Raw genomic sequence first — 21187 nt, 5'->3', positions numbered from 1 at the left:
GCTGGAGCCGGCGGAGGCCGTGAGAGACCGCCGCCGGATGGTGCGGGTCAGGGGGTTCCGCCGAGGTGTCGCACGCTTGCCGGCTCGCCGGACGGGCGCGGTGTGCGGGCGGTTGCCACGCCAGGGGCCCGCAGGAGGTCGCGCCAGTCGGCGGGCCAGTTGGCCAGGGCGAGGACGCCCATGATGACGAGGTGGACCGGGGCGGCCCAGCTCTCCATCGCCGGGTCGTGGTTGACGATGTGGGTGGTGGCCGCGCCGGTGAGCACGAACATCAGCGTCGTGGCGCCCAGGAAGCGTGCTCGCTTGTCGGGGATCACCAGCAGGGCGGCGGCGACGCCTTCCAGGGCGCCGACCACGAAGCGCATCCAGGACGGGTACCCCCACTCGACGAACTTTGCGGAGTACGCCGAGCTGAACATCGTGTCGCCCGACCAGTACTTGGTCACGGCGCCCAGGGCGAACTCAAAAGCCAGGAACCAGTACAGACCGGTCATGAGGCGCTTCGACATGTGTGTTCCTTCAGGGGGAGTCGGGCAGGGCAGGGGGGTGAACTACGCGGCGGTGGTGGCTTCCCAGGTGAAGCCGTCGAGGTCGGTGAAGGTGTCGGTGGTGCTGCCGAGGACGATGCGGTGGGAGCCGGTGCCGTCGACGGGGACGCCGAGGTCCTTGGCGAGGGCGCGGCGCTTGTAGAGCGCGAGCTTGACGGGGCTGGCCTGGCCGGTGGCGAACTCGGCGTACTTGCCGCCGAAGCTCTTGGCGACGGTGAGGCCGCGGTCGACGTAGAACTGCTTGGTGGCCTTGACGTCGTCGACGCCGATGAGCAGGACGATGTCGTCGATCTCGTGGGTGGCGGGGCCGGTGTCCTTCTTGGCGGAGGTGGCGATCTTCCAGATGGTGCCGTCGGGGGCCTGGACGACGCCGCTGTAGCCCCACAGCGACTTGGCGGCGGGCTTCAGGACGGTGGCGCCGGCGGTGAGGGCGGCGGTGAGGAAGTGGTCGACGTTGGCGGGGCTGGAGACGGTGAGGGCGAGGGTGAAGCCGTGGAAGCCGGTGGTGTGGGTGTCGGAGGTCCGCAGGTGCAGGTGGGTGTGCAGGCCGAAGGCGGTGTAGAAGCGGGTCGCGGCGTCGAGGTCGGCGACCTCGAGGGTGACGGAGGTGATGGCGGTGGGGGCGGTGGGGGCGGTGTTGTTCGTCATGACCATCACGCTAGGGGCGGGGTGGAGGACGGGGCTTCTCGATTCCTGACGGGTCTGGCGAGCTGCTTCGCGACGCACGCGGGCATGGCGGGGGTGCTTCCTCAAATAAAGCTCTGAAGATCGCCGAGGCGATGGACAGGCTCATGACCAAGCTCATACGTTCAGGCCTTGATCATCCGTCAACCAGGCGGAATTCACGGGGAGTTGTTCAATGTCGAAATTCACTCGGGCCACTGCGGGCATCCTGGGTGCGGCCGCGATCATGGCTTCGTCGCTGATCATGGCTCCCGCCGCGCACGCGGCGAGCGGTGGCGGCTGTTGGGAGTACTCGGAGGGCCTCCGGGAGGACTACGTCGACTGGAAGTCCTGCATCAGTGCCCCGCGGGCGGGCGTCGGCCGGCCGGACGCCTACGTGACCCTGCGCGCGGGGCACCCCGCGTGCAAGATCCAGCTGCAGACGCTGGAGACCGGCGGTTCGCGGATCATGTCGCAGAAGATCTACGACTGCCCTGCGGGGGCCGTCCGGAACATGCACTTCACCGCGCCCGACTTCACCGGCCGCGACGGCCGGGCCTACGGCAACTACACGACCATCTACTGGACCAGCCGCCACACCGCCACGCTGGCCAACAAGAGCCCCTGGCTGAAGCTGCCGTAACCGCCGAAGGGACCAGTGCCACGCGGTACGGGCCCGTACCGCGTGGCACTGGAGAGGACGGCATGGGTTTCCATGAGCAGTACCGTGACTTCGTCGAGGAACTGGAGCGGATCACCCCGGAGGGTGTGCGGATCGAGTGGTCCGGGGACACGCTGATCCTCCAGGGGAGGCCGTCGAACATCCACCAGCTCAACATCGCCCAGGTGCGCAGGCAGTTCGAGCGGTACGCGCCCGACGATTACCTGCCCAGCGAGCGGAGTGCCATCGTCAGTCCGGATGGCTCAAAGGGCCGCGGGCCGGACCTCACCTACCTGCCGGTGGAGGTCCTCTCCGAGCCGGGCAACAAGGCCCCCGCCGCGGAAGCCCTGATCGCCGTGGAGGTCGTGTCGCCGTCCAACCCGGGCAACGACTGGATGGACAAGCTGCACGACTACGCCGTGATGCGCATCCCGCTGTACCTGATCGTGGACCCGCGCCAGCAGACGGTGACGCTGTTCTCCGAACCGAACCACGATCGCTACCACACCCGCAGCGACCGGAAGTTCGGCGACGAGATCCGCATCCCGGAACCCTTCGGCTTCACCCTGAGCCTGTCGGCGCTCGTCCCGTACCAGGACTGACACCTGACTGGTCGGATTCGCTTCCCGCAGGTCCGGCCCGTGATGGCTCAGGGGTGGTTGAGCCGGGTCGAGTGGTTCGGCGACATGCTGATCATCCAGAGGCTGCCCTCGAACGTCCAGCTCGATATTGCCCAGGCGTGCCGGAAGTTCGAACAGGACGCTCCCGATGGCTGTCTCGCCGCGGCTCGTCCCGGAACGATCGCCGCGACAGGTGGTCATACGTGATGCGGCATGAACCCGAGACACTCGGTCCGCCGCCACATCTGTCCCTCGCCCACATGTGGATGGGGAGGGGTCACCGTACTCGGCCGTATGCGCTGAGCCTGGCTGTGGTCGACCGGAGACGCTGATCGGGAGCTGGCAGCAGCGCGCCGCGCCCAACGGGCTGGTGCCCCCGATCTGAGTATCTGTACGGATGGGCACCAGGCCACGTGGGGAATAGCATGCGCCCGATGCGTGCCGGCATCAGCGAGGGAGGGGTACATGGGCGACATCAAGGTCAATCCAGGTGAGATACGCAAATCCGGCGGCGCGGCTCGAGCGATAGGCGGGGAATTTAAAGCACCTGTCGAGGCTGCCATAGCCGCCAGCCACCAGACCGCCGGACATCTGTCAGGTTGGTCGGTCGCCGCGCGACTGGACCAACTGGCAAACGGTTGGGCGCCGGCCCTGGCGACCGTTCAGGAACGTTTCACCAAAACGGCGAACAGTCTGGATTCCACCGCGCAGGAATACGATCGCAACGAGAATGCGATCACCGACGTGTGGCAGAAGCAGGGGCCGATGTGAGCACCAACCTCGAACTGCTTCTTCGATTCGACCCGGCCGGATTGCATGATGCGGCGAAGAATTGGCGCGGATTGTCGAGCTTTGCGCACAGCGCCGACGGCCGCCACCGCAGCCAGGTGAACGGGCCGCTGCGCCATATGCAGTGGTCGGGCAAGGATGCCGAGTATGCCTTCTCCAATCTGGAGCGTACCGAGCAGATCCTGGAGATTGTACGAGTCGAGTCGGCTGCCATCGCACTCGTCCTGGATACCGTCGCCGACCGCATGTACCAAGCACAGACGAATCTCAAGAACGCCATCTACCGAGCTGAGGAGTGGGGCCTGTCGGTTGCCTCGGACGGGACGGTGCAATTGCCCAAGCAGAGCTATGCGGAGCAGCACGACGCCGACGGCCAGGCGGATCGGAAGGCATTGGTGACGCTGAGGGGAGAGGCCCAGGATCGGATCAACAAGGCTCTTGCCAGCGCCCAGGAGGCCAGCGACAAGGGTGCCTTGGCCCTCAGTCGTCTCGACGCCGACATCCTGACTCGGCCCCGAGTCTTCGGCTCAGCGGCCGAGACCGCGCGAGATGTGAAGGACATCGAGAAGGACCTCGGTCTCAGCGGCCCGTACATCCCGGAGAACACCGACCCGCAGAAGTCCGCTGACTGGTGGAAGTCCCTCACGCCTGACCAGCAGAGCAGTTACCTGGCGCTGCACCCTGACCAGGTCGGACGGCTGGACGGCCTTCCGGCCACCGTACGGGACGAAGCCAACCGACTGCTTCTCGAGCAGCAGCTGGATGAGATGAAGGCCGGAGACGCGCGTGGAAGTGGGCTCACGTTCGAGGAGTACAACAAGCGTGAAGGTGCCCTGCGCGAACTCAAAGAGCGGCTCGACCGGCAGGATGGTGAAGCTGCGGAAAAAAAGCTATTCCTGCTGGGTCTTGATGCGAAGGGCGACGGCAAAGCCATCGTCGCTCTTGGGAACCCGGATACCGCCGACCATACCGCCGTCATGGTTCCTGGCACCGGCACCACGTTGGGAAGCATGCCTGGCCAAATCACGCGGATCACTGCACTTCAGGACGCCGCCATCGACGCAGCTCATGGAAACAAGAATGTGTCGGTGATCTCGTGGCTGGGATATGACGCCCCCGAGATCCCTCCGGAGAGCTTGGGGGTCGCGGGTACTGGCCGCGCCAAGGACGGTGCTGAGGCGATGCGCCAGTTCACCTTGGGAACGAGGGTCGCCCAAGGCGACCACCGCAGCCATCTCACGGTCCTCGGCCACAGCTACGGCACCACGGCCGTAGGTGCTGCCGCAGCCGGGGGGCAAGGCCTGGGAGCCGATGACATCGTGGCCGTCGCCAGTCCTGGAATGACAGTGACCGAGGCTGAGAAACTGCACATCGATCCCAGCCATTTCTGGGTCGGTGCCGCGGATGACGACAACATTCGAAAAGTGGCGGGCTTCACGCTCGGCGATGATCCGATGTTCGAGAAATTCGGTGGTAACAACATCCAGATCGACACCTCCGGCCACAGCGGCTACTGGGACGAGAACTCCCAGAGCCTCGCCAATCAGGGGCGCATCATCGCCGGACAACCACCGAACACCGTTCCCAAGGAGCCGGAGGTCGATCCCAATGTTGCACCGGGTATCTGACCGTCCGCCCGAATGCGGCCGGCACACGACTGGGATGCTCGGTCCGCTACCAGACCGCCCACAGGGAACGCCCATGTCAGCCACCATTCCATCCCGGACCTCCACGCGGCGCTTCGGACGCCCGGGTTTCACCGCAGCCGTGGCCTTCGTGCTGCCCCTGCTCCTGGGAGGATGCATGTCCCGAACCAGCCCGACCGACCCCATACCCGTCATGGCACGCCAGGAGGCCCAGGACTGGGCCCAGCACATGACCGAGTACATGGCCCAGACCGCCGGGGGGACCATCACGCCGGACACGGTTCGACCATCATTCAGGCAATGTGTCGGAAAGAACGACGAGGTCGCGAACGACGGCCGGTACACGATGTCTTACGCCGCCTACAGTCCGATCGCCTTGGAGCAGCATCCGGAGGCTGCTCGTCGGATCCGCACGATGCTGGAACAACAGGAGTTCCAGGTCAGCGGCTACCGGGAAACGTTGAACGGCAAGGTCCAGGCCTTGCTCGACGCCTTCCAGCCTTCCGGACGTTATTTGGTGAGCGTCGAGACGATGGCGAGCGGGGACCTGATGTTCCGGATCAGCACACGTTGCCTCATGCCGCCCAGCGCAAAGCCGGACTCGACCGGTTAGGCGATTGATGCGAGCGAGGCCTGACCCGCTGCGATCCGCTTCCCGAAATCCTTCGGGCTTCACGTTGAGTCTGTCGAACCCCGTGCTGTACAGGGACTGTGACCCCGCCGGGCCGGATCCGCAGGAGGCGGATCCGGCCCGGCGTGCTTCACGGGCGCTCCACCAGTGGACGCGCAGGTCAGCCGCGCCCCAGGGTGGTGCCCCACCGTTCGGCTATGGCGGCCGCGTGCGCGAAGTGCTCGGCCGCCTCGGTGTCGCGGCCGAGCAGGCGGGCGAGTTCGCCGAGGGTGTGGGCGACCGGGGGGATGGCCAGGGTGAAGCCTGCGGCGGGCGGGGGTGCGTCGCGGTGGGGGAGTAGGACGTCGTACAGCTCCTCGGCCCGCCGCCGGTCGCCGAGGGCCACCGCCGCCATCGCGCGGAAGGTCGCGAAGACCGTGAGGAGGTAGTCGGTCCGCAGCGGGCCGACCCGGGCGAGGACGGCGCGGGCCTCGTCCGGCTCCCCGGCGGCGCACAGGGCCGCCGCGAGCAGGTCCGCCATCGACGGTCCGTACTCCTCGGTCAGCCGCCGGGCCTGCGGGACGAACTCGCCGAGCCGGCCCTGGGCGGCCCGGATCGTCGCCGTCGCGACCTGCAGGAAGCCGTCGGCGTGCGGGGAGCCCTGCCGGGCCATCCCGGCGGCGGCCTCGGCGTACAGCCGCTCGGCGTCCTCCCCGCGCCCTTCGATCAGCGCCCGCGTCGCCAGCGCGGTCTGACCGGTCACGACGGGCCCCGGCATGCGGTACGTCCGGGCGAGTTCCACGCAGGTGTCGATGTGGTCGTACGCGGCGGCGACGTCGCCTTCGGCGGCTGCGGCGGTCGAGAGGCTGGACAGGCCGAACCAGCGGAGGGCGGGCAGCTCGTGCTCGGTGGCGAGCCGGACGAGCTCCTCGCTACGGACCGCCAGCTCGCGTCCCTCGCGCTCGGCGTCGAGCTCGCGGAGCAGCGCCGCGAGCGCCCGCGCGCGCAGGCGCGGGTCACCGGAGGCCGTCGCGAGGTCGACGGCTTCCTCGGCGGCGGCCCGCGCCCGCGGGTCGCGCACGTCGGACAGTTCGGCGCAGTAGGCGAGCAGCAGCTCGCACCGGGTGGTCGGTTCGGGGAGCGGCCGGTCCAGCGAGCGGCGGAGCAGCGCGACGACGGGCTCGTCGACCGCGCCGTACGGCCGGGTCTGCCACGGCGTCGGCTCGGACCAGGCGGTGAGCGCGCGGACCAGCAGCTCGCTGCGCCCGGTGTCGACCGCGTGGTCGATCGCCCGCTGCCGGGTCGCGCGGGCGGCCATGACGGCCCCGGCCCGCACCTGGGCGCGCAGCAGCCTCCCGAGCAGGTCGACGCGGTCCGCCTCGCGGTCTCTCGACAGGTCGCCCGTCGGCTCGGCCGGGGCCCGGTCGAAGCAGTCCAGCGCGGTGGCGAGCAGCTCGGCCGCCGCGTCGTGGGCGTGGCGGCGGGCCGCCAGTTCGGCCGCGCGCAGGCAGTGCTGCACGGCCTTGGCGGCCGTCGCCGACGCCGCCGAGCGCGCGAAGTGGTGGGCCAGCGCCGAGACGTCACCCGAACCGAGCCGTTCCAGGCCGGCCGCGATCCGCCCGTGCAGGCGCCTGGCCCGCAGGCCGCTCAGATCGGCGAGCAGTGTGTCGCGCACCAGCGCGTGCGTGAACCGGACCCGGCCCGGGGCGGGCTCGGTCAGCAGTCCGGCGACCAGGCCGGAGTCCAGCGCGCCCAGCACTCCGTCCTCGTCGGTGTCCGCGGCGCCGACCAACAGCTCGATGTCCGCCTCGCGTCCGACGACCGCGGCCAGCCGCAGCACCGCCACCACCGGCTCGGGGAGGTGGCCGAGCCTGCGGCGCAGCACGTCCCGGACGCCTTCGGGGACCTCGGACAGGGCCACCAGCGCGCCTTCGCCGCTGAGCAGCCGGGCGCTCTCCCGCAGGTAGAAGGGGTTGCCGCCGGTGCGTTCGGCGAGCGCGGCGACCGTCCGGGCGTCCACCGGCCCGCCGCCCGCGGCCTCGATCACCTCGGCGACGGCCGACACGGGCAGTCCCGGCAGCGGCAGCCGCAGCGGCGAGCGCCGGGCGAGCGCGGCGAGTCGGTCGGTGAGCGGGCCCCCGGTCTCGTCCGGCCGGTAGGCGGCCACGAGCAGGACCGGTGTTCCCGGGGGCAGCTCGGTCAGGGCCGTCAGCAGGGCGAGCGTTTCGGCGTCGGCCCAGTGCAGGTCGTCCAGCAGCAGGGCCAGCGGCCGCTCGCGGGCCACCGCCGCGAGCCACCGCGACACCGCGCGGTGGAGGCGGAACCGGCCGGCGGCCGCGTCCTCGTCGGGCTCCCGGCCGGACGCGAGATCGGACGCGCGGTCGGACAGCAGCGGGGCCAGGACCTCGGCTGACCCGGCCGGGGGTGGCGCGGCGGCGGCGATCGCGCGCAGCGCCGTCACCCAGGGCCACCCGGGCGGCGCGCCCTCGTCGTCGGGTGCCTGGCCGGTCGCGACCAGCCAGCCGGCGCCGTGCAGCCGCTCGCCGAGCCGCTCCAGCAGTGCCGACTTCCCCAGCCCCGCCTCGCCGGTGACCAGCGCGACGCCGGGGCCCGCGCCGGCGGCCCGGTCGGCGGCTTCCAGCAGCCGGGCGAGTTCGGTCTCGCGGCCGACGAACGGCGCGTCGGCGGTGGTGGGTAGGGGAGGCGGGGCCGGGGCTCCGCGGCCCTCGGACGGGACCGGTGTCCGGTGTCGCGGCGCCTCCGTCGCGGTGCGCAGGACGGCGGTGCGGCCGCCCAGGACGGCCGCTTCGAGCTCGGTCAGCGCCGGCCCCGGATCGAGGCCCACCTCGGCCGCCAGGACGGCGCGGGCCCGGCGCAGCGTGGCCAGCGCGTCGGCCTGCCGGCCCGCCGCCCACAGCGCCAGCGCGTGCAGGCGCCAGCCCTCCTCGCGCAACGGCTCCTCGCGGGTGAGCAGTTCGGCCTCGGGGACGGTCACGGCGGCCTGCGCCGACCGCAGTCCGGCGGCGACGTTCAGCTCGCGCGCGACCAGCCGCAGCTCGTCCAGGCGGGCGATCTCGGCGCGGGCCCAGGAGTCGTCGGCGAACTCGGCGTACGCGCCGCCCCGCCACAGCGACGGCGACAGCGCCTCGCCGAACAGGCGCCGCGCGGTGTCCGGCTGCCGCTGCGCGGCGTCGCGGGCCTCGCGCAGCAGCCGCTCGAACCGCCCGGCGTCGACGGCCTCGCCGGGCAGCCGCAGCGCGTATCCGGGGGGTGCGCTGACCAGCAGTGCGGCCGGAGTGCGCGGCGCCCGGCCGGGCTCCAGCAGCCGGCGCAGGTTCGACACGTACGCCTGCAGTGAGGTCACCGCCCGCGCGGGCGGGGCTCCTTGCCAGACCTCCTCGACCAGCCGGTCGACCGAGACGACTTCGCCACGCGCCACCACCAGCCGGGCCAGGACCGCGCGTTGCCGCCGGCCGCCGAGCGGGACTGGCCCGCCGTCCAGCTCGGCGGCGAAGGAGCCCAGCACGCGTATGGAGACCGTCACCCGGCACAGCGTAGACGGCGACGATCGCTTTCCAAGTCGCTTCCAAACGGCCTCCATGAGCCCCCGGCGAGGCTTCTCGCACGGACACCGGGAAGGCGCCGATGTCTTCCCGCACTCCCTCCCCGCACTCCCTCCGAACGATCCGAACGATCCGAAAGACAGGAAGAGCCATGAAGCGCTTCACCACCGTCCTCTCCGCCCTGAGCGGCCTGTTCCTCCTCTACATCGGCCTCCTCTTCCTGCTCGACCCGCAGGGGTCCGCGGCCGGGTTCGGCCTGCCGAGCTGGCCCGAGCACGAGGGCACCGGCTTCCTCACCGTGAAGGGCGGCCGCGACATCGGGATCTGCCTGGGCGTCTTCGCGCTCCTGCTGACCGGCCACCGCAAGGCGCTCGGCTGGGTGCTGCTGGGGCTCACCTTCGCGCCGCTCACCGACATGCTGACGGTCCTGGGCAACCACGGGTCGACCGCCATCGCGTTCGGCGTCCACGGCGCCGCGGCCGCGACGGTCGCCCTGAACGCCGCCCTCCTCCTGCGCGAACGCCCCACCCGGGCCGCCGTCTGAGCGGGGCCGCGCACATGACCACGGACGTGCCGGGGAAGCCCGCCGCGATGGCGCATACCGCCGTATGCTTTCCCTGTGGCAGGAACCACGCGCATCACCGTCACGCTCCCGACGGAGCAGGTGGCCGAGCTGAAGAAGCTCACCGACAACGTCTCCGGTTACGTCGCGGAGGCGGTCGCCCGCCAGATCCGGCACCAGTTGCTCGCGGACGACCTCCGCCGCTACCAGGACGAGCAGGGCCGGTTCACCGATGAGGAGATGTCCGAGGCGCACGCCAGGATCTTCGGCCCCGCCGGGTCCGCGGGTTCGGCGAGCGCCGCGTGACCGAGCGCCGCGTGACCGAGCGCTTCGAGACGGTCGTGCTGGACTCGCAAGGTCTGTCCGCGTGGATCGCGCAGGACCGGGGCGTACTCGCGATGCTCCAGGTGTTCCACGCCATGGGGGCTGACCTCGTGGTCGGCGCGAACACCATCGTGGAGGTCACGCACGCACGCGTGAACGAGGCCCGGCTCAGCCGGACGCTCTCCCGGGTCAAGGTGGAGCCGGTCACCGGGCAGGCTGCCAGGGCCGCGGCCAAGCTGCTGGCGCAGGCCGCGCTGCACGGTCACAAGTACGCGATCGACGCCACGGTCGCCGAGGCGGCGCTGCGCCAGCCGGGTCCGGTGGCCATGCTCACCTCGGACGTCGACGACATGGCGAAGCTCTGCGGCGGCCGGGTCCGGCTCATCGCGATCTGAGGCCGGGCGGGGCCAATTCGGTAGTGGGTGGATCGGTCGCCGTGATAGACCGGGGAGCACTATGAACATCACTGTCTTCTGCTCCGCGTACTCGCTCGACGACCGTTACTCCGCCCCCGCCGCCGAGTTCGCGCGGCTGCTCGGGGAGGGCGGGCACACCCTGGTGTGGGGTGGGTCCAACGCCGGGCTGATGGGGTTGCTGGCCGACGGGGTGAAGGCGGCCGGGGGGCGGCTGGTCGGGGTCTCGGTCGAGTTGCTGAAGCACAAGGCGTACGTGGGAGCCGACGAGCTGATCACCACCGCCGACCTGGCCGAGCGCAAGGCGCAGCTGCTGATGCGGGCGGACGCGGTCGTCGTGCTGGTCGGCGGGCTCGGGACGCTGGACGAGGTCACCGAGGTGCTGGAGCTCAAGAAGCACGCGCTGCACGACAAGCCGGTGATCGTGCTGGACACCGAGGGGTTCTACGCGGGGCTGCGCACCCAGCTGGAGCGGATGGACGCGGAGGGGTTCCTGTCGAGGCCGCTCGGTGAGCTGATCACCTTCGCCGACGCCCCGGCGCAGGTTTTCGAGCAGCTGAAGGCCTGAGAGGATCGGGGCCATGGCTGCACATCTGATCACCGGCGCCGGCTCCGGCATCGGCGCCGTCCTCGCCACCCTCCTCGCCAAGCGCGGGGACGAGCTCTGGCTGCTGGCCCGCGACGCCCGGCGCGCCGCCGAGCTGCGTGAGCGCTTCCCCGGGGCGAAGACCCTGGTCGGCGACCTGGCGGACCCGGCGAAGCTGTCCTGGGCCCTCGGGCACCAGCAGCCGCCGGTCGAGCTGGACTCGCTGCTGCACCTGGCCGGCATCGTCGAGCTGGGCCAGGTCGGGGAGCTGCCGGTCAAGGCCTGGCAGGAGCAGCTGAACGTCAACCTGGTCGCCCCCGCCGAGCTGACCAGGCTGCTGCTGCCCTCGCTGCGGCTCGCCAAGGGGCACGTGGTCTTCGTCAACTCGGGCGCCGGGCTGCGGACCAGCGCCGAGTGGTCGGCGTACGCGGCGAGCAAGCACGGGCTGCGGGCGCTCGCCGACGCGCTGCGGCTGGAGGAGCACGAGCACGGCGTCCGGGTCACCTCGGTGTTCCCGGGCCGGACCGACACCCCGATGCAGGTCAAGGTGCACCAGCAGGAGGGCAAGGAGTACGACGGCGGCCGCTGGATCGAGCCGGCGTCGGTGGCCAAGGCGATCCTGGCCGCGCTGGACGCCTCCCGGGACGCCGAGATCACCGAGCTCACCGTCCGCCCGGGGTACTGAGGCGGGGGAGGCCGCGCCGACTAGGCTCGGGCGGGTGAGCAACGGACACCCCTTCCCCGACCTGGTCGGCGCCGCCACCGGCGTCGGCTCGCTGCCCGGCACCGACGCCCGGGAGGCCGCCAAGACGGCCACCGGCGCGCTGGAGCACCTGCCGTTCCTGCCGGAGCTGCCCGCGCGCGGGCCGGGGGCCGACATGATCGGCCGCTCCGCCGGACTGTTGGTCGAACTGTTCGCGCAGACCGAGCCGAGCGGCTGGCGGTTCACCGACCGTCCGGGCCGGGATACCCGGCGCGCGCACTCCTGGCTCGGCGAGGACCTGGACGCGCTGGAGGAGTTCACCCAGGACTACCGGGGCGCGCTGAAGGTCCAGGCGGTCGGGCCGTGGACGCTCGCCGCCTCGATCGAGCTCAAGTACGGCGAGAAGGCGCTCGCCGACCGCGGCGCCTGCCGGGACATCGCCGGCTCGCTCACCGAGGGCCTGCGCCGCCACCTCGCCGACGTCCGCAGGCGGGTGCCGGGCGCCGAGGTGGTGCTCCAGCTGGACGAGCCCTCGCTGCCCGCCGTGCTGGCCGGCGAGGTGAAGACCGCCAGCGGCTTCCAGCGGCTGCGCGCCGTCGACCGCCAGGTGGCCGAGGAGGTGCTGCGCGACGTGGTCGGCGGCCTGGACGCGCCCGTCGTGGTGCACTGCTGCGCGCCGCGGGTGCCGCTGCCGCTGCTGCGCCGGGCCGGGGTGGCGGGGGTCTCGCTGGACTTCTCCTTGCTGACCGAGCGTGAGGACGAGGACCTGGGCGAGGCGGTCGAGGCGGGCACCATGATCCTCGCGGGTGTCGTCCCCTCCACTGACCAGGCCCCCGTTCAATCAAGGGCAGTGTCAGACCCGGCCGGTAGTGTCCAGGGTGTCAGGACGTTGTGGCGCAGGCTCGGGTTCGCCCCGGAGCTGCTGGGCCGCCGTGTGCTGGTGACGCCCACCTGCGGGCTGGCCGGGGCCTCCCCGGCGTATGCGCGCAAGGCGCTGTCACTGAGCGTGAAGGCGGGCCAGAGCCTGGTGGACAACCCGGAATGAGAAGTTAACGGAGGGCTTGCGGTGGTGGCTGTCGAGGGTTGGGAGGACGTCCCGGCGGAGGTGCGCGGGCGGCACGCCGAGCTGGCGGCGGAGATCACGGACCACCGGGCCCGCTACTACGAGCAGGACTCGCCGGTCGTCAGCGACGCCGAGTTCGACGTGCTGATGCGCGAGCTGGAGGCGCTGGAGGCCGCGCATCCGGCGCTGATCACGCCGGATTCGCCGAGCCAGGTCGTCGGCGGCGCGCCGACCGGGCTGTTCGCGCCGGTCGAGCACCGGGAGCGGCTGCTCAGCCTGGACAACGCGATGGACGACGAGGAGCTCGGCGCCTGGGCCGAGCGGGTCGCGGGCGAGCTGGCCGGGATCGAGTACCACTACCTGTGCGAGCTGAAGGTGGACGGCCTGGCCGTCAACCTCACCTACGAGAACGGCCAGTTGGTGCAGGCGGCGACCCGCGGCGACGGCCGGGTCGGCGAGGACATCACCGCCAACGTCCGCACCATCAAGGAGATCCCGCACCGGCTCCAGGGGGACGACGTCCCCGAGCTGGTGGAGATCCGCGGCGAGGTCTACTTCCCGACCGACGCCTTCGAGGCGCTCAACGCCTCCTTCGCCGAGGAGAACGAGCGCCGCCGGCTGGAGAACGAGGAGCGCGCCAAGGAGGGCAAGCGGCCCCGGGCGATGATCCGGCTGTTCATGAACCCGCGCAACGCCGCCGCCGGCTCGCTGCGCCAGAAGGACCCGCTGGTCACCGCCTCCCGTCCGCTGCACATGGTGGTGCACGGCATCGGCGCGCGGTCCGGCTTCGACATCGACTGCCAGTCGCACGCCTACGACCTGCTGCGCGCCTGGGGCCTGCCGACCGCCCGGCACAACAAGGTGGTCGGCACGCTCGACGAGGTGCGGGCGTTCATCAAGCACTTCGGCGAGCAGCGGCACTCGGTCGAGCACGAGATCGACGGCGTGGTCGTCAAGGTGGACGAGATCCCGCTGCAGGGCCGGCTCGGCGCCACCTCCAAGTCCCCGCGCTGGGCGATCGCCTGGAAGTACCCGCCGGAGGAGGTCACCGGCAAGCTGGCCGCCATCAAGATCGGCATCGGCCGCACCGGCCGGGCCACCCCGTACGCGGTGCTGGCCGAGCCGGTGAAGGTGGCCGGCTCGATGGTGCAGTACGCGACGCTGCACAACCAGGACGTGGTCAAGGCCAAGGACGTCCTGCTCGGCGACACCGTGGTGCTGCGCAAGGCCGGGGACGTCATCCCGGAGATCCTCGGCCCGGTGTACGACCTGCGGGACGGCACCGAGCAGGCGTTCGTGATGCCCTCGCACTGCCACGAGTGCGGCGCCGAGCTGCGTCCGATGGCCGAGGGGGACATCGACCTGCGCTGCCCCAACGCGCAGTTCTGCCCGGCCCAGATCCGCGAGCGGATCGCCTTCCTCGGCGGCCGCTCGGCGCTGGACATCGAGGGCCTCGGCTACGTCGCCGCCACCGCGCTGACCCAGCCGCTGGAGCCGGCCGACGCGCCGGTGGGCAACGAGGGCGACATCTTCGGCCTGACGGTCGAGCAGCTGCTGCCGATCCGGGTGCTGGTGCGCGACCAGAAGACCGGCATGCCCAAGCTCGACGACGAGACCGGCGAGGAGAAGGAGGTGCCCTTCTTCGCGACCACCACGGGGGCGCCGAAGAAGAACACCGGCCTGCTGCTGGAGAACATCGAGAAGGCCAAGGACCGCCCGCTCTGGCGGTTCCTGAACGGCCTTTCGATCCGGCACGTCGGTCCGGTCGCCGCCCAGGACCTCGCCCGGGAGTTCCGCGACCTGGACGCGATCTTCGCGGCGAGCGAGGAGCGGCTGGCCGCCACCGAGGGGGTCGGCTCGGGCACCGCGCGCTCGATCATCGAGTGGTACCAGGTGGACTGGCACCGGGAGATCGTCGAGAAGTGGCGGGCCGCCGGGGTCCGGTTCACCGAGGAGGCGGCCGAGGAGCAGGGCGAACGCCCGCTGGAGGGGCTGACGGTGGTCGTCACCGGCACGCTCGCCGGGCACACCCGGGACGGCGCCAAGGAGGCGCTGACCTCGCGGGGCGCGAAGGTGACGGGGTCGGTGTCGAAGAAGACGCACTTCGTGGTCGCCGGTGACAACCCCGGGTCCAAGTACGACAAGGCCGTCCAGCTGGGGCTGCCGGTGCTGGACGACGCGGGCTTCGCGATCCTGCTGGAGCAGGGGTCGGCGGCCGCCCGGGTGCACCTGGGGCTGTCGCCGGAGCCGGAGGAGCCCCCGGCGAAGAAGGCGCCCGCCAAGAAGGCCGCCGCGAAGAAGGCCGCGGAGGCCGAGGAACCCGTCGAGGAGTCCGCCGGGGAGTCCACCGAGGAGCCCGCCGGGGAGGTCGCCGCCGAGGGCTGACCCCGCGCGCGGAAGCGCCGAATCCGGCTTGTTATCGTCCTGATGCAACGTCATCGGGTGCCGCACAGTGAGAGCGGGCATTGTGTCACTGTGCGGCACCGGAGCGCGGTGGCGTATTTCCGGTTGTCCGAAAGTCTGCCCGTTGGGTGAAGCCGCGCATACCCTGGAGCGCAACAGAGTGTCAGCAGGGGTGGGGGTACCGGCTGAGCCGGACTCCGCGGGGCCGCTCCATGCCCGGCAGGCTGCCGGCACCGGTACGGTGCCTCACCGCTAGGCGGCCTGACGGGGCGGGCCCGACGGAGGACTGGGCTTATGGATCGTACGACCGGCGGTGCGCCCACACGCCCGCCGCAGGGGGTGGCAGGTGCGGTCCTGCTGCTCGGCGTGCTGCTGGCCGGCGCCGCGCCGCTCATCCCGCTGGCCGTGCTGGTCTACCGCTACGAGCCCGAGCTGCTGCCGCTGTTCGCGGTGCCGCTGGCCGTCCTGGTCGCGGCCTGGCGGATCGCCCGGGACCGGGCCCGGGACCAGCTGACCGACCCGCTCACCGACCTGCCCAACCGCCAGGCGTTACTGCTCGCCGCCCAGGAGGCGATCGCCGAGCACGCCGAGGGGTACAGCGTCGGACTGATCCTGCTCGACCTCGACTGCTTCCGATCGCTCAACGACACGCTCGGTCACACCGCCGGCGACCGGCTGCTCGTCCACATCGCCCGAAGACTGCACCGGGCGCTGCGCTCCGGCGGAGCGGTCGGCAGCGCCACCCGCGAGTCGATCGACGACGTCTTCGCCGGCCTGCCCCGGCACTACCGCGGCCGCCCGATGGTCGCCCGGATGGGCGGCGACGAGTTCGCCGTGCTGCTGCCCGGCATCGGCTGCCCCGACTCGCTGGAGAAGGTGGCCAAGGCGCTGATCGCCGAACTGGCCGCGCCGATCCGCCTCGACGGCCTGCTGCTGGTCCTGGAGGCCAGCGCCGGCGTCTGCGTCTTCCCCCAGCACGCCCAGGACGCCGAGTCGCTGCTGCGCCGCGCCGACGTCGCGATGGGTCACGCGCAGCGCGGCCGCACCTCGGTCGAGCAGTACGACGAGGCGCAGGACGCCGACACGCCGTACCGGATCGGGCTGCTGGGCGACCTGCGGCGCGCGCTGGAGACCGGCGAGGTGCAGCTGCACTACCAGCCCAAGGTGGCCTTCGACGGCCGGGTGGTCGGACTGGAGGCGCTGCTCCGCTGGGAGCGGCCCGGCCAGGGCAAGGTCTCGCCGGACGAGTTCGTCGGCCTCGCCGAGTCCAGCGGGCTGATGCCCCGGCTGACCGACTACGTGCTGGAGGCCGCGGTCGGCCAGCTCGCGCACTGGCGCGAGCTCGGGCTCCAGGTGCAGGTCGCGGTGAACGTCTCGCCGCGCGACGTGCTGAACCCCGGCTTCGCCCAGCGGGTCGCCGGCCACCTGGTCCGCCACCAGGTGCCGGCCCACGCGCTCCAGCTGGAGATCACCGAGCGGCTGCTGCTGGACGACTCGCGGCGGGCCGCCGACACCCTCGCCGAGCTGCGCGGCTACGGCGTCGGGATGTCCCTGGACGACTTCGGCACCGGCCACTCCTCGCTGGTGCGGCTGCGCAGCCTGCCGGTCGGCGAGCTGAAGATCGACCGGTCCTTCGTCTCCCGGATGGTCGCCGACGACCACGACGCGGCGGTGGTCCGCTGCTCGGTCGAGCTGGCCCACTCGCTCGGCCTGACCGTGGTCGCCGAGGGCGTCGAGGACGACGAGACCTGGGAGCGGCTGAACTGCATGGGCGTGGACGCGGTGCAGGGCTGGCTGGTGTCGGCGGCGCTGCCGGCCGAGCAGGCCACCGCCTGGCTGCGGGTGCACCGCACCGGCCCCTCGCCGGTGGAGCGGCTCACCGGGGCCTCGGCCGACCGGCTGTCCGCCGCCGATCGGCTGTCCGCCGCGGACCGGCTGCCGTCCGCCATCCAGCCGGTGCTGCCGTCGGTGATCCAGCCGGCCATCCAGCCGGTCCTGCCGCCGGTGATCCAGGCGGTGCAGGCCGCGCGGGCCGAGATCCAGGCGCCCGGGCAGCAGAGTTGGGCGCAGACCCGCCCGCAGTGAGGCGGCCGTGCGACCGCGGCGCGGCGGTCCGCGCGGCGGGGGTGACCGGGGCCCGCCGTTACTCGTTGGCCGGTGGCCGGGTCGCGCCCCATAGGATGGGGCCCACAGACCAAGAGGACGGAAGCGCCGGACCCGGCCGCTGCCGCCCGGGCCCGGGCGCCGCCGGCAGGCGGTACCGGGCCTCACCAGAACTCACCCCCTGAGGATCGCTGCATGCCTGGCATCACGCGCGAGGAGGTCGCCCACCTCGCTCGGCTGTCGCGTCTTGAGTTGCAGGCCGAAGAGCTGGACCACTTCGCCGAGCAGCTCGACGTGATCATCGGCGCGGTCGCCCGCGTTTCCGAGGTCGCCGGACAGGACGTCCCGCCCACCTCCCACCCGCTGCCGCTGACCAACGTCATGCGCGCGGACGAGGTCCGGCCGTCGCTCACCCCGGAGCAGGCGCTGGCCGGTGCCCCGGCCGCCGAGGAGCAGCGTTTCCGCGTTCCCCAGATCCTCGGGGAGGACTGACCGAGATGACCGAGCTGATCAAGTACACCGCCGCCGAGACCGCGGGCGCCATCGCCAAGGGCGAGGTCTCCGCCGTCGAGGTCGCGCAGGCGCACCTGGACCGGATCGACGCCGTCGACAAGAAGGTCAACGCCTTCCTGCACGTCGACACCGAGGGCGCGCTGGCCGCGGCCCGGGCCGTCGACGAGAAGCGCGCCAAGGGCGAGGAGCTGGGCCCGCTGGCCGGTGTCCCGCTGGCGCTGAAGGACGTCTTCACCACCAAGGGCGTGCCGACCACCTGCGGCTCCAAGATCCTCGAAGGCTGGATCCCGCCGTACGACGCCACCCTGACCACGCGTCTCAAGGACGCCGGCGTGGTCATCCTCGGCAAGACCAACATGGACGAGTTCGCGATGGGCTCCTCCACCGAGAACTCCGCCTACGGCCCGACCGGCAACCCGTGGGACCTCTCCCGCATCCCCGGTGGCTCCGGCGGCGGTTCGGCCGCCGCGCTGGCCGCCTTCCAGGCCCCGCTGGCGATCGGCACCGACACCGGCGGCTCGATCCGCCAGCCCGGCGCCGTCACCGGCACCGTCGGCGTGAAGCCGACCTACGGCTCGGTGTCCCGCTACGGTCTGGTGGCCTTCTCCAGCAGCCTGGACCAGGGCGGCCCGTGCGCCCGCACCGTGCTGGACGCGGCGCTGCTGCACGAGGCCATCGCCGGGCACGACCCGCTGGACTCCACCTCGATCGACGCGCCGGTCCCGGCCGTGGTCGAGGCCGCGAAGCTGCGCGACGTGCGCGGCATGCGGATCGGCGTGGTGAAGGAGTTCGCCGGCGAGGGCTACCAGGCCGGCGTGATGCAGCGCTTCAACGAGTCGGTGGAGCTGCTGCGCGAGCTGGGCGCCGAGGTCGTCGAGGTCTCCTGCCCGTCGTTCACCCTGGCGCTGCCCGCGTACTACCTGATCGCGCCCAGCGAGGCCTCGTCCAACCTGGCCCGCTTCGACGCGATGCGCTACGGCCTGCGGGTCGGCGACGACGGCTCCCGCTCGGCCGAGGACGTCACCGCGCTCACCCGTGAGGCCGGCTTCGGCGCCGAGGTGAAGCGCCGCATCATCCTCGGCACCTACGCGCTCTCCTCGGGCTACTACGACGCCTACTACGGCTCGGCCCAGAAGGTGCGCACGCTGATCTCGCGCGACTTCGACGCCGCCTTCGCCGGCGTGGACGTCCTGGTCTCGCCGACCACGCCGACCACCGCCTTCCCGATCGGCGAGCGCGCCGACGACCCGATGGCGATGTACCTGGCCGACCTCTGCACGATTCCGTCCAACCTGGCGGGCAATGCGGCCATGTCGCTGCCGGTCGGCCTGGCCCCGGAGGACAATCTCCCGGTCGGCCTGCAGATCATCGCGCCCGCGATGGCGGACGACCGCCTGTACCGCGTGGGCGGCGCCGTGGAGGCCGCACTCAACGACAAGTGGGGGCACACCCTGCTGGAGGAGGCACCGGCACTGTGAGCAAGATCGAGAAGGCCAAGGGCTTCAAGCATTCCAAGCCCGGTCTCTGGCTGTCCATCGGGACCAGCGCGTTCGGCGCGATCTCCGTCGTCAAGGACGTCCGCAAGGCCCGCGACGAGAGCGACACCCTCAAGCTGGTCAACGCCCTGGTCGGCGCCGCCGCCCTGATCACCGGCACCGCCCTGCTGGTGCGCGAGCTGCGCCGCCTCGGCGACGACGACGTCCTGCTGGGCTGACCGAGCCCGCGCGGCCCGGCCGGTACCGCCGTACCGGCCGGGCCTGCACCTCCGAAGACTTTTAAGTGAAGGGGACGCTGTGAGCGTCAAGAACCTGGTCTCCTACGAGGACGCTCTCGCGTCGTACGACCCGGTGATGGGCCTTGAGGTCCACGTCGAGCTGGGCACCAAGACCAAGATGTTCTGCGGTTGCTCGACCGAGCTGGGCGCCGAGCCGAACAGCCAGGTCTGCCCGACCTGTCTGGGCCTGCCCGGTTCGCTGCCGGTGGTCAACGCGGTGGGCGTGGAGTCGGCCGTCAAGATCGGCCTGGCGCTGAACTGCGAGATCGCCGAGTGGTGCCGGTTCGCGCGGAAGAACTACTTCTACCCGGACATGCCGAAGAACTTCCAGACCTCGCAGTACGACGAGCCGATCGCCTTCAACGGCTACCTCGACGTGCAGCTGGAGGACGGTTCGACCTTCCGGGTGGAGATCGAGCGCGCCCACATGGAGGAGGACACCGGCAAGTCCAGCCACGTCGGCGGCGCGACCGGCCGGATCCACGGCGCCACGCACTCGCTGCTCGACTACAACCGGGCCGGCATCCCGCTGATCGAGATCGTCACCAAGCCGATCGAGGGAGCGGGCGAGCGCGCCCCCGAGGTCGCCAAGGCGTACGTCGCCGAGCTGCGCGAGGTGATCCGCTCGCTGGGCGTCTCCGAGGCCCGGATGGACAAGGGCCAGATGCGCTGCGACGTCAACCTGTCGCTGCGCCCGAACGGCACCGAGACCTTCGGCACCCGCTCGGAGACCAAGAACGTCAACTCGCTGCGCAGCGTCGAGCGGGCCGCCCGGTTCGAGATCCAGCGGCACGCCACGGTGCTGACCGACGGCGGCACGATCGTCCAGGAGACCCGGCACTTCCACGAGGACGACGGCAGCACCACGGCCGGCCGGATCAAGGACAACGCCGAGGACTACCGCTACTTCCCGGAGCCGGACCTGGTGCCGATCGCCCCGGCCCGCGCCTGGGTCGAGGAGCTGCGGGCCGCGCTGCCCGAGCTGCCGCGGGTGCGCCGGGCCCGGCTGCAGGCCGAGTGGGGCCTGACCGACAAGGACATGCAGTCGGTGCTGAACGCCGGCGCGGTCGAGCCGATCCAGCAGACCATCGCCGCCGGCGCCCCGGCCGACCAGGCCCGCAAGTGGTGGATGGGCGAGCTGGCCCGCCGGGCCAACGAGACCGGCACCGAGCTGACCGAGCAGCCGATCACCCCGGCGCAGGTCGCCCGGGTCACCGCGCTGGTCGCCGAGGGCAAGCTGAACGACAAGCTGGCCCGCCAGGTCATCGAGGCCGTGCTGGCCGGCGAGGGCGAGCCGGACGAGGTCGTCGAGAAGCGCGGCCTGGCCGTCGTCTCGGACGACTCCGCGCTCGGCGCGGCGGTCGACCAGGCCATCGCCGAGAACGAGGCGATCGCCGCCAAGATCCGCGACGGCAAGGTCGCCGCGGTGGGCGCGCTGGTCGGCGCGGTCATGAAGGCCACCCGCGGCCAGGCCGACGCGGCCCGCGTCAAGGACCTGATCCTGGAGAAGCTGGGCGCCTCCGCCTGAGTTTCCAAGGCGTCTAAGGCTTTCTAAGGCCTACTTAGATGCCTAAGGCCCGGTCTTACCCTTCATAAGGGGTGAGACCGGGCCTTTGCCATGCCTGAGGTCCCCGATCTAAGGC

The 21187-nt window shown here is 71.5% G+C and carries 21 protein-coding genes; 18 read left to right on the top strand and 3 right to left on the bottom strand.

Annotated features, from left to right (window positions below; translation table 11 throughout):
* Positions 1–47 precede the first annotated feature (47 nt).
* On the bottom strand, positions 48–509 hold the full coding sequence (locus AB0N76_RS16945) for a DoxX family protein (protein WP_363557762.1): 462 nt from the start codon (positions 507–509) through the stop codon (positions 48–50).
* Positions 510–551: 42 nt separating this feature from the next.
* Entirely contained in the window at positions 552–1202 is a 651-nt protein-coding gene (locus AB0N76_RS16940; RefSeq protein WP_363557760.1) for a glyoxalase, read from the bottom strand.
* 205 nt (positions 1203–1407) lie between these two features.
* Here AB0N76_RS16940 and AB0N76_RS16935 point away from each other — a divergent pair, with 205 nt between their 5' ends.
* From AB0N76_RS16935 to AB0N76_RS16910, 6 genes are all read left to right on the top strand, one after another.
* Positions 1408–1854 carry a hypothetical protein gene (locus AB0N76_RS16935; protein ID WP_363557758.1) on the top strand — a complete coding sequence of 149 codons (447 nt, stop codon included), beginning with the start codon at positions 1408–1410 and terminating at the stop codon, positions 1852–1854.
* A gap of 62 nt (positions 1855–1916) precedes the next feature.
* Positions 1917–2474, top strand: a complete 558-nt coding sequence (locus AB0N76_RS16930) for a Uma2 family endonuclease (protein WP_363557756.1) — start codon at positions 1917–1919, stop codon at positions 2472–2474.
* Positions 2475–2558: 84 nt separating this feature from the next.
* Entirely contained in the window at positions 2559–2699 is a 141-nt protein-coding gene (locus AB0N76_RS16925) for a hypothetical protein (protein ID WP_363557754.1), read from the top strand.
* A 258-nt stretch (positions 2700–2957) separates the two neighbouring features.
* Positions 2958–3263 carry a hypothetical protein gene (locus AB0N76_RS16920; protein ID WP_363557752.1) on the top strand — a complete coding sequence of 102 codons (306 nt, stop codon included), beginning with the start codon at positions 2958–2960 and terminating at the stop codon, positions 3261–3263.
* Positions 3260–4909 carry an alpha/beta hydrolase gene (locus AB0N76_RS16915; RefSeq protein WP_363557750.1) on the top strand — a complete coding sequence of 550 codons (1650 nt, stop codon included), beginning with the start codon at positions 3260–3262 and terminating at the stop codon, positions 4907–4909. Before AB0N76_RS16920 ends, AB0N76_RS16915 begins: the two co-directional genes overlap by 4 nt.
* Before the next feature lie 73 nt (positions 4910–4982).
* Positions 4983–5540, top strand: coding sequence for a hypothetical protein (locus AB0N76_RS16910; RefSeq protein ID WP_363557748.1), 558 nt, complete (start codon positions 4983–4985; stop codon positions 5538–5540).
* Positions 5541–5718: 178 nt separating this feature from the next.
* Here the strand turns inward: AB0N76_RS16910 and AB0N76_RS16905 are convergent, their stop codons facing one another.
* Entirely contained in the window at positions 5719–9081 is a 3363-nt protein-coding gene (locus AB0N76_RS16905) for a BTAD domain-containing putative transcriptional regulator (protein WP_363557746.1), read from the bottom strand.
* Positions 9082–9251: 170 nt separating this feature from the next.
* On the opposite strand from AB0N76_RS16905, the gene AB0N76_RS16900 reads away from it, so the two are divergent.
* From AB0N76_RS16900 to gatB, 12 genes are all read left to right on the top strand, one after another.
* The gene (locus AB0N76_RS16900) at positions 9252–9644 is read left to right on the top strand and encodes a DUF4267 domain-containing protein (RefSeq protein ID WP_363557744.1); all 393 of its coding nucleotides are present in this window, start codon (positions 9252–9254) and stop codon (positions 9642–9644) included.
* Between the two features lie 75 nt (positions 9645–9719).
* Entirely contained in the window at positions 9720–9968 is a 249-nt protein-coding gene (locus tag AB0N76_RS16895; protein ID WP_363557742.1) for a hypothetical protein, read from the top strand.
* Positions 9969–9979: 11 nt separating this feature from the next.
* The gene (locus tag AB0N76_RS16890) at positions 9980–10381 is read left to right on the top strand and encodes a DNA-binding protein (protein WP_363557837.1); all 402 of its coding nucleotides are present in this window, start codon (positions 9980–9982) and stop codon (positions 10379–10381) included.
* A gap of 61 nt (positions 10382–10442) precedes the next feature.
* Complete coding sequence (locus AB0N76_RS16885; protein WP_363557740.1) at positions 10443–10967, top strand: TIGR00730 family Rossman fold protein; 525 nt, start codon at positions 10443–10445, stop codon at positions 10965–10967.
* A 13-nt stretch (positions 10968–10980) separates the two neighbouring features.
* Positions 10981–11670 (top strand): SDR family oxidoreductase, encoded by a 690-nt coding sequence (locus AB0N76_RS16880; protein ID WP_363557738.1) that lies wholly within the window; start codon positions 10981–10983, stop codon positions 11668–11670.
* Between the two features lie 34 nt (positions 11671–11704).
* The gene (locus AB0N76_RS16875) at positions 11705–12733 is read left to right on the top strand and encodes a methionine synthase (RefSeq protein WP_363557736.1); all 1029 of its coding nucleotides are present in this window, start codon (positions 11705–11707) and stop codon (positions 12731–12733) included.
* 24 nt (positions 12734–12757) lie between these two features.
* Positions 12758–15136: an NAD-dependent DNA ligase LigA gene (gene ligA, locus AB0N76_RS16870; RefSeq protein ID WP_363557734.1), complete on the top strand. Its 2379-nt coding sequence runs from the start codon at positions 12758–12760 to the stop codon at positions 15134–15136.
* A 312-nt stretch (positions 15137–15448) separates the two neighbouring features.
* The gene (locus AB0N76_RS16865; RefSeq protein WP_363557732.1) at positions 15449–17239 is read left to right on the top strand and encodes a bifunctional diguanylate cyclase/phosphodiesterase; all 1791 of its coding nucleotides are present in this window, start codon (positions 15449–15451) and stop codon (positions 17237–17239) included.
* Positions 17240–17452: 213 nt separating this feature from the next.
* Positions 17453–17749, top strand: a complete 297-nt coding sequence (gatC, locus tag AB0N76_RS16860; RefSeq protein ID WP_035845952.1) for an Asp-tRNA(Asn)/Glu-tRNA(Gln) amidotransferase subunit GatC — start codon at positions 17453–17455, stop codon at positions 17747–17749.
* A gap of 5 nt (positions 17750–17754) precedes the next feature.
* Complete coding sequence (gene gatA, locus AB0N76_RS16855; protein WP_363557729.1) at positions 17755–19248, top strand: Asp-tRNA(Asn)/Glu-tRNA(Gln) amidotransferase subunit GatA; 1494 nt, start codon at positions 17755–17757, stop codon at positions 19246–19248.
* Positions 19245–19484, top strand: coding sequence for a hypothetical protein (locus AB0N76_RS16850; protein ID WP_363557727.1), 240 nt, complete (start codon positions 19245–19247; stop codon positions 19482–19484). The genes gatA and AB0N76_RS16850 overlap by 4 nt, the downstream gene beginning before the upstream one ends.
* A gap of 79 nt (positions 19485–19563) precedes the next feature.
* The gene (gene gatB, locus AB0N76_RS16845; RefSeq protein ID WP_363557725.1) at positions 19564–21072 is read left to right on the top strand and encodes an Asp-tRNA(Asn)/Glu-tRNA(Gln) amidotransferase subunit GatB; all 1509 of its coding nucleotides are present in this window, start codon (positions 19564–19566) and stop codon (positions 21070–21072) included.
* The last annotated feature ends 115 nt before the right edge of the window (positions 21073–21187 follow it).

The sequence above is a fragment of the Kitasatospora sp. NPDC093806 genome, assembly GCF_040683335.1.
Lineage (GTDB): Bacteria > Actinomycetota > Actinomycetes > Streptomycetales > Streptomycetaceae > Kitasatospora.
This window is presented reverse-complemented; position numbering and strand designations above follow the sequence as displayed.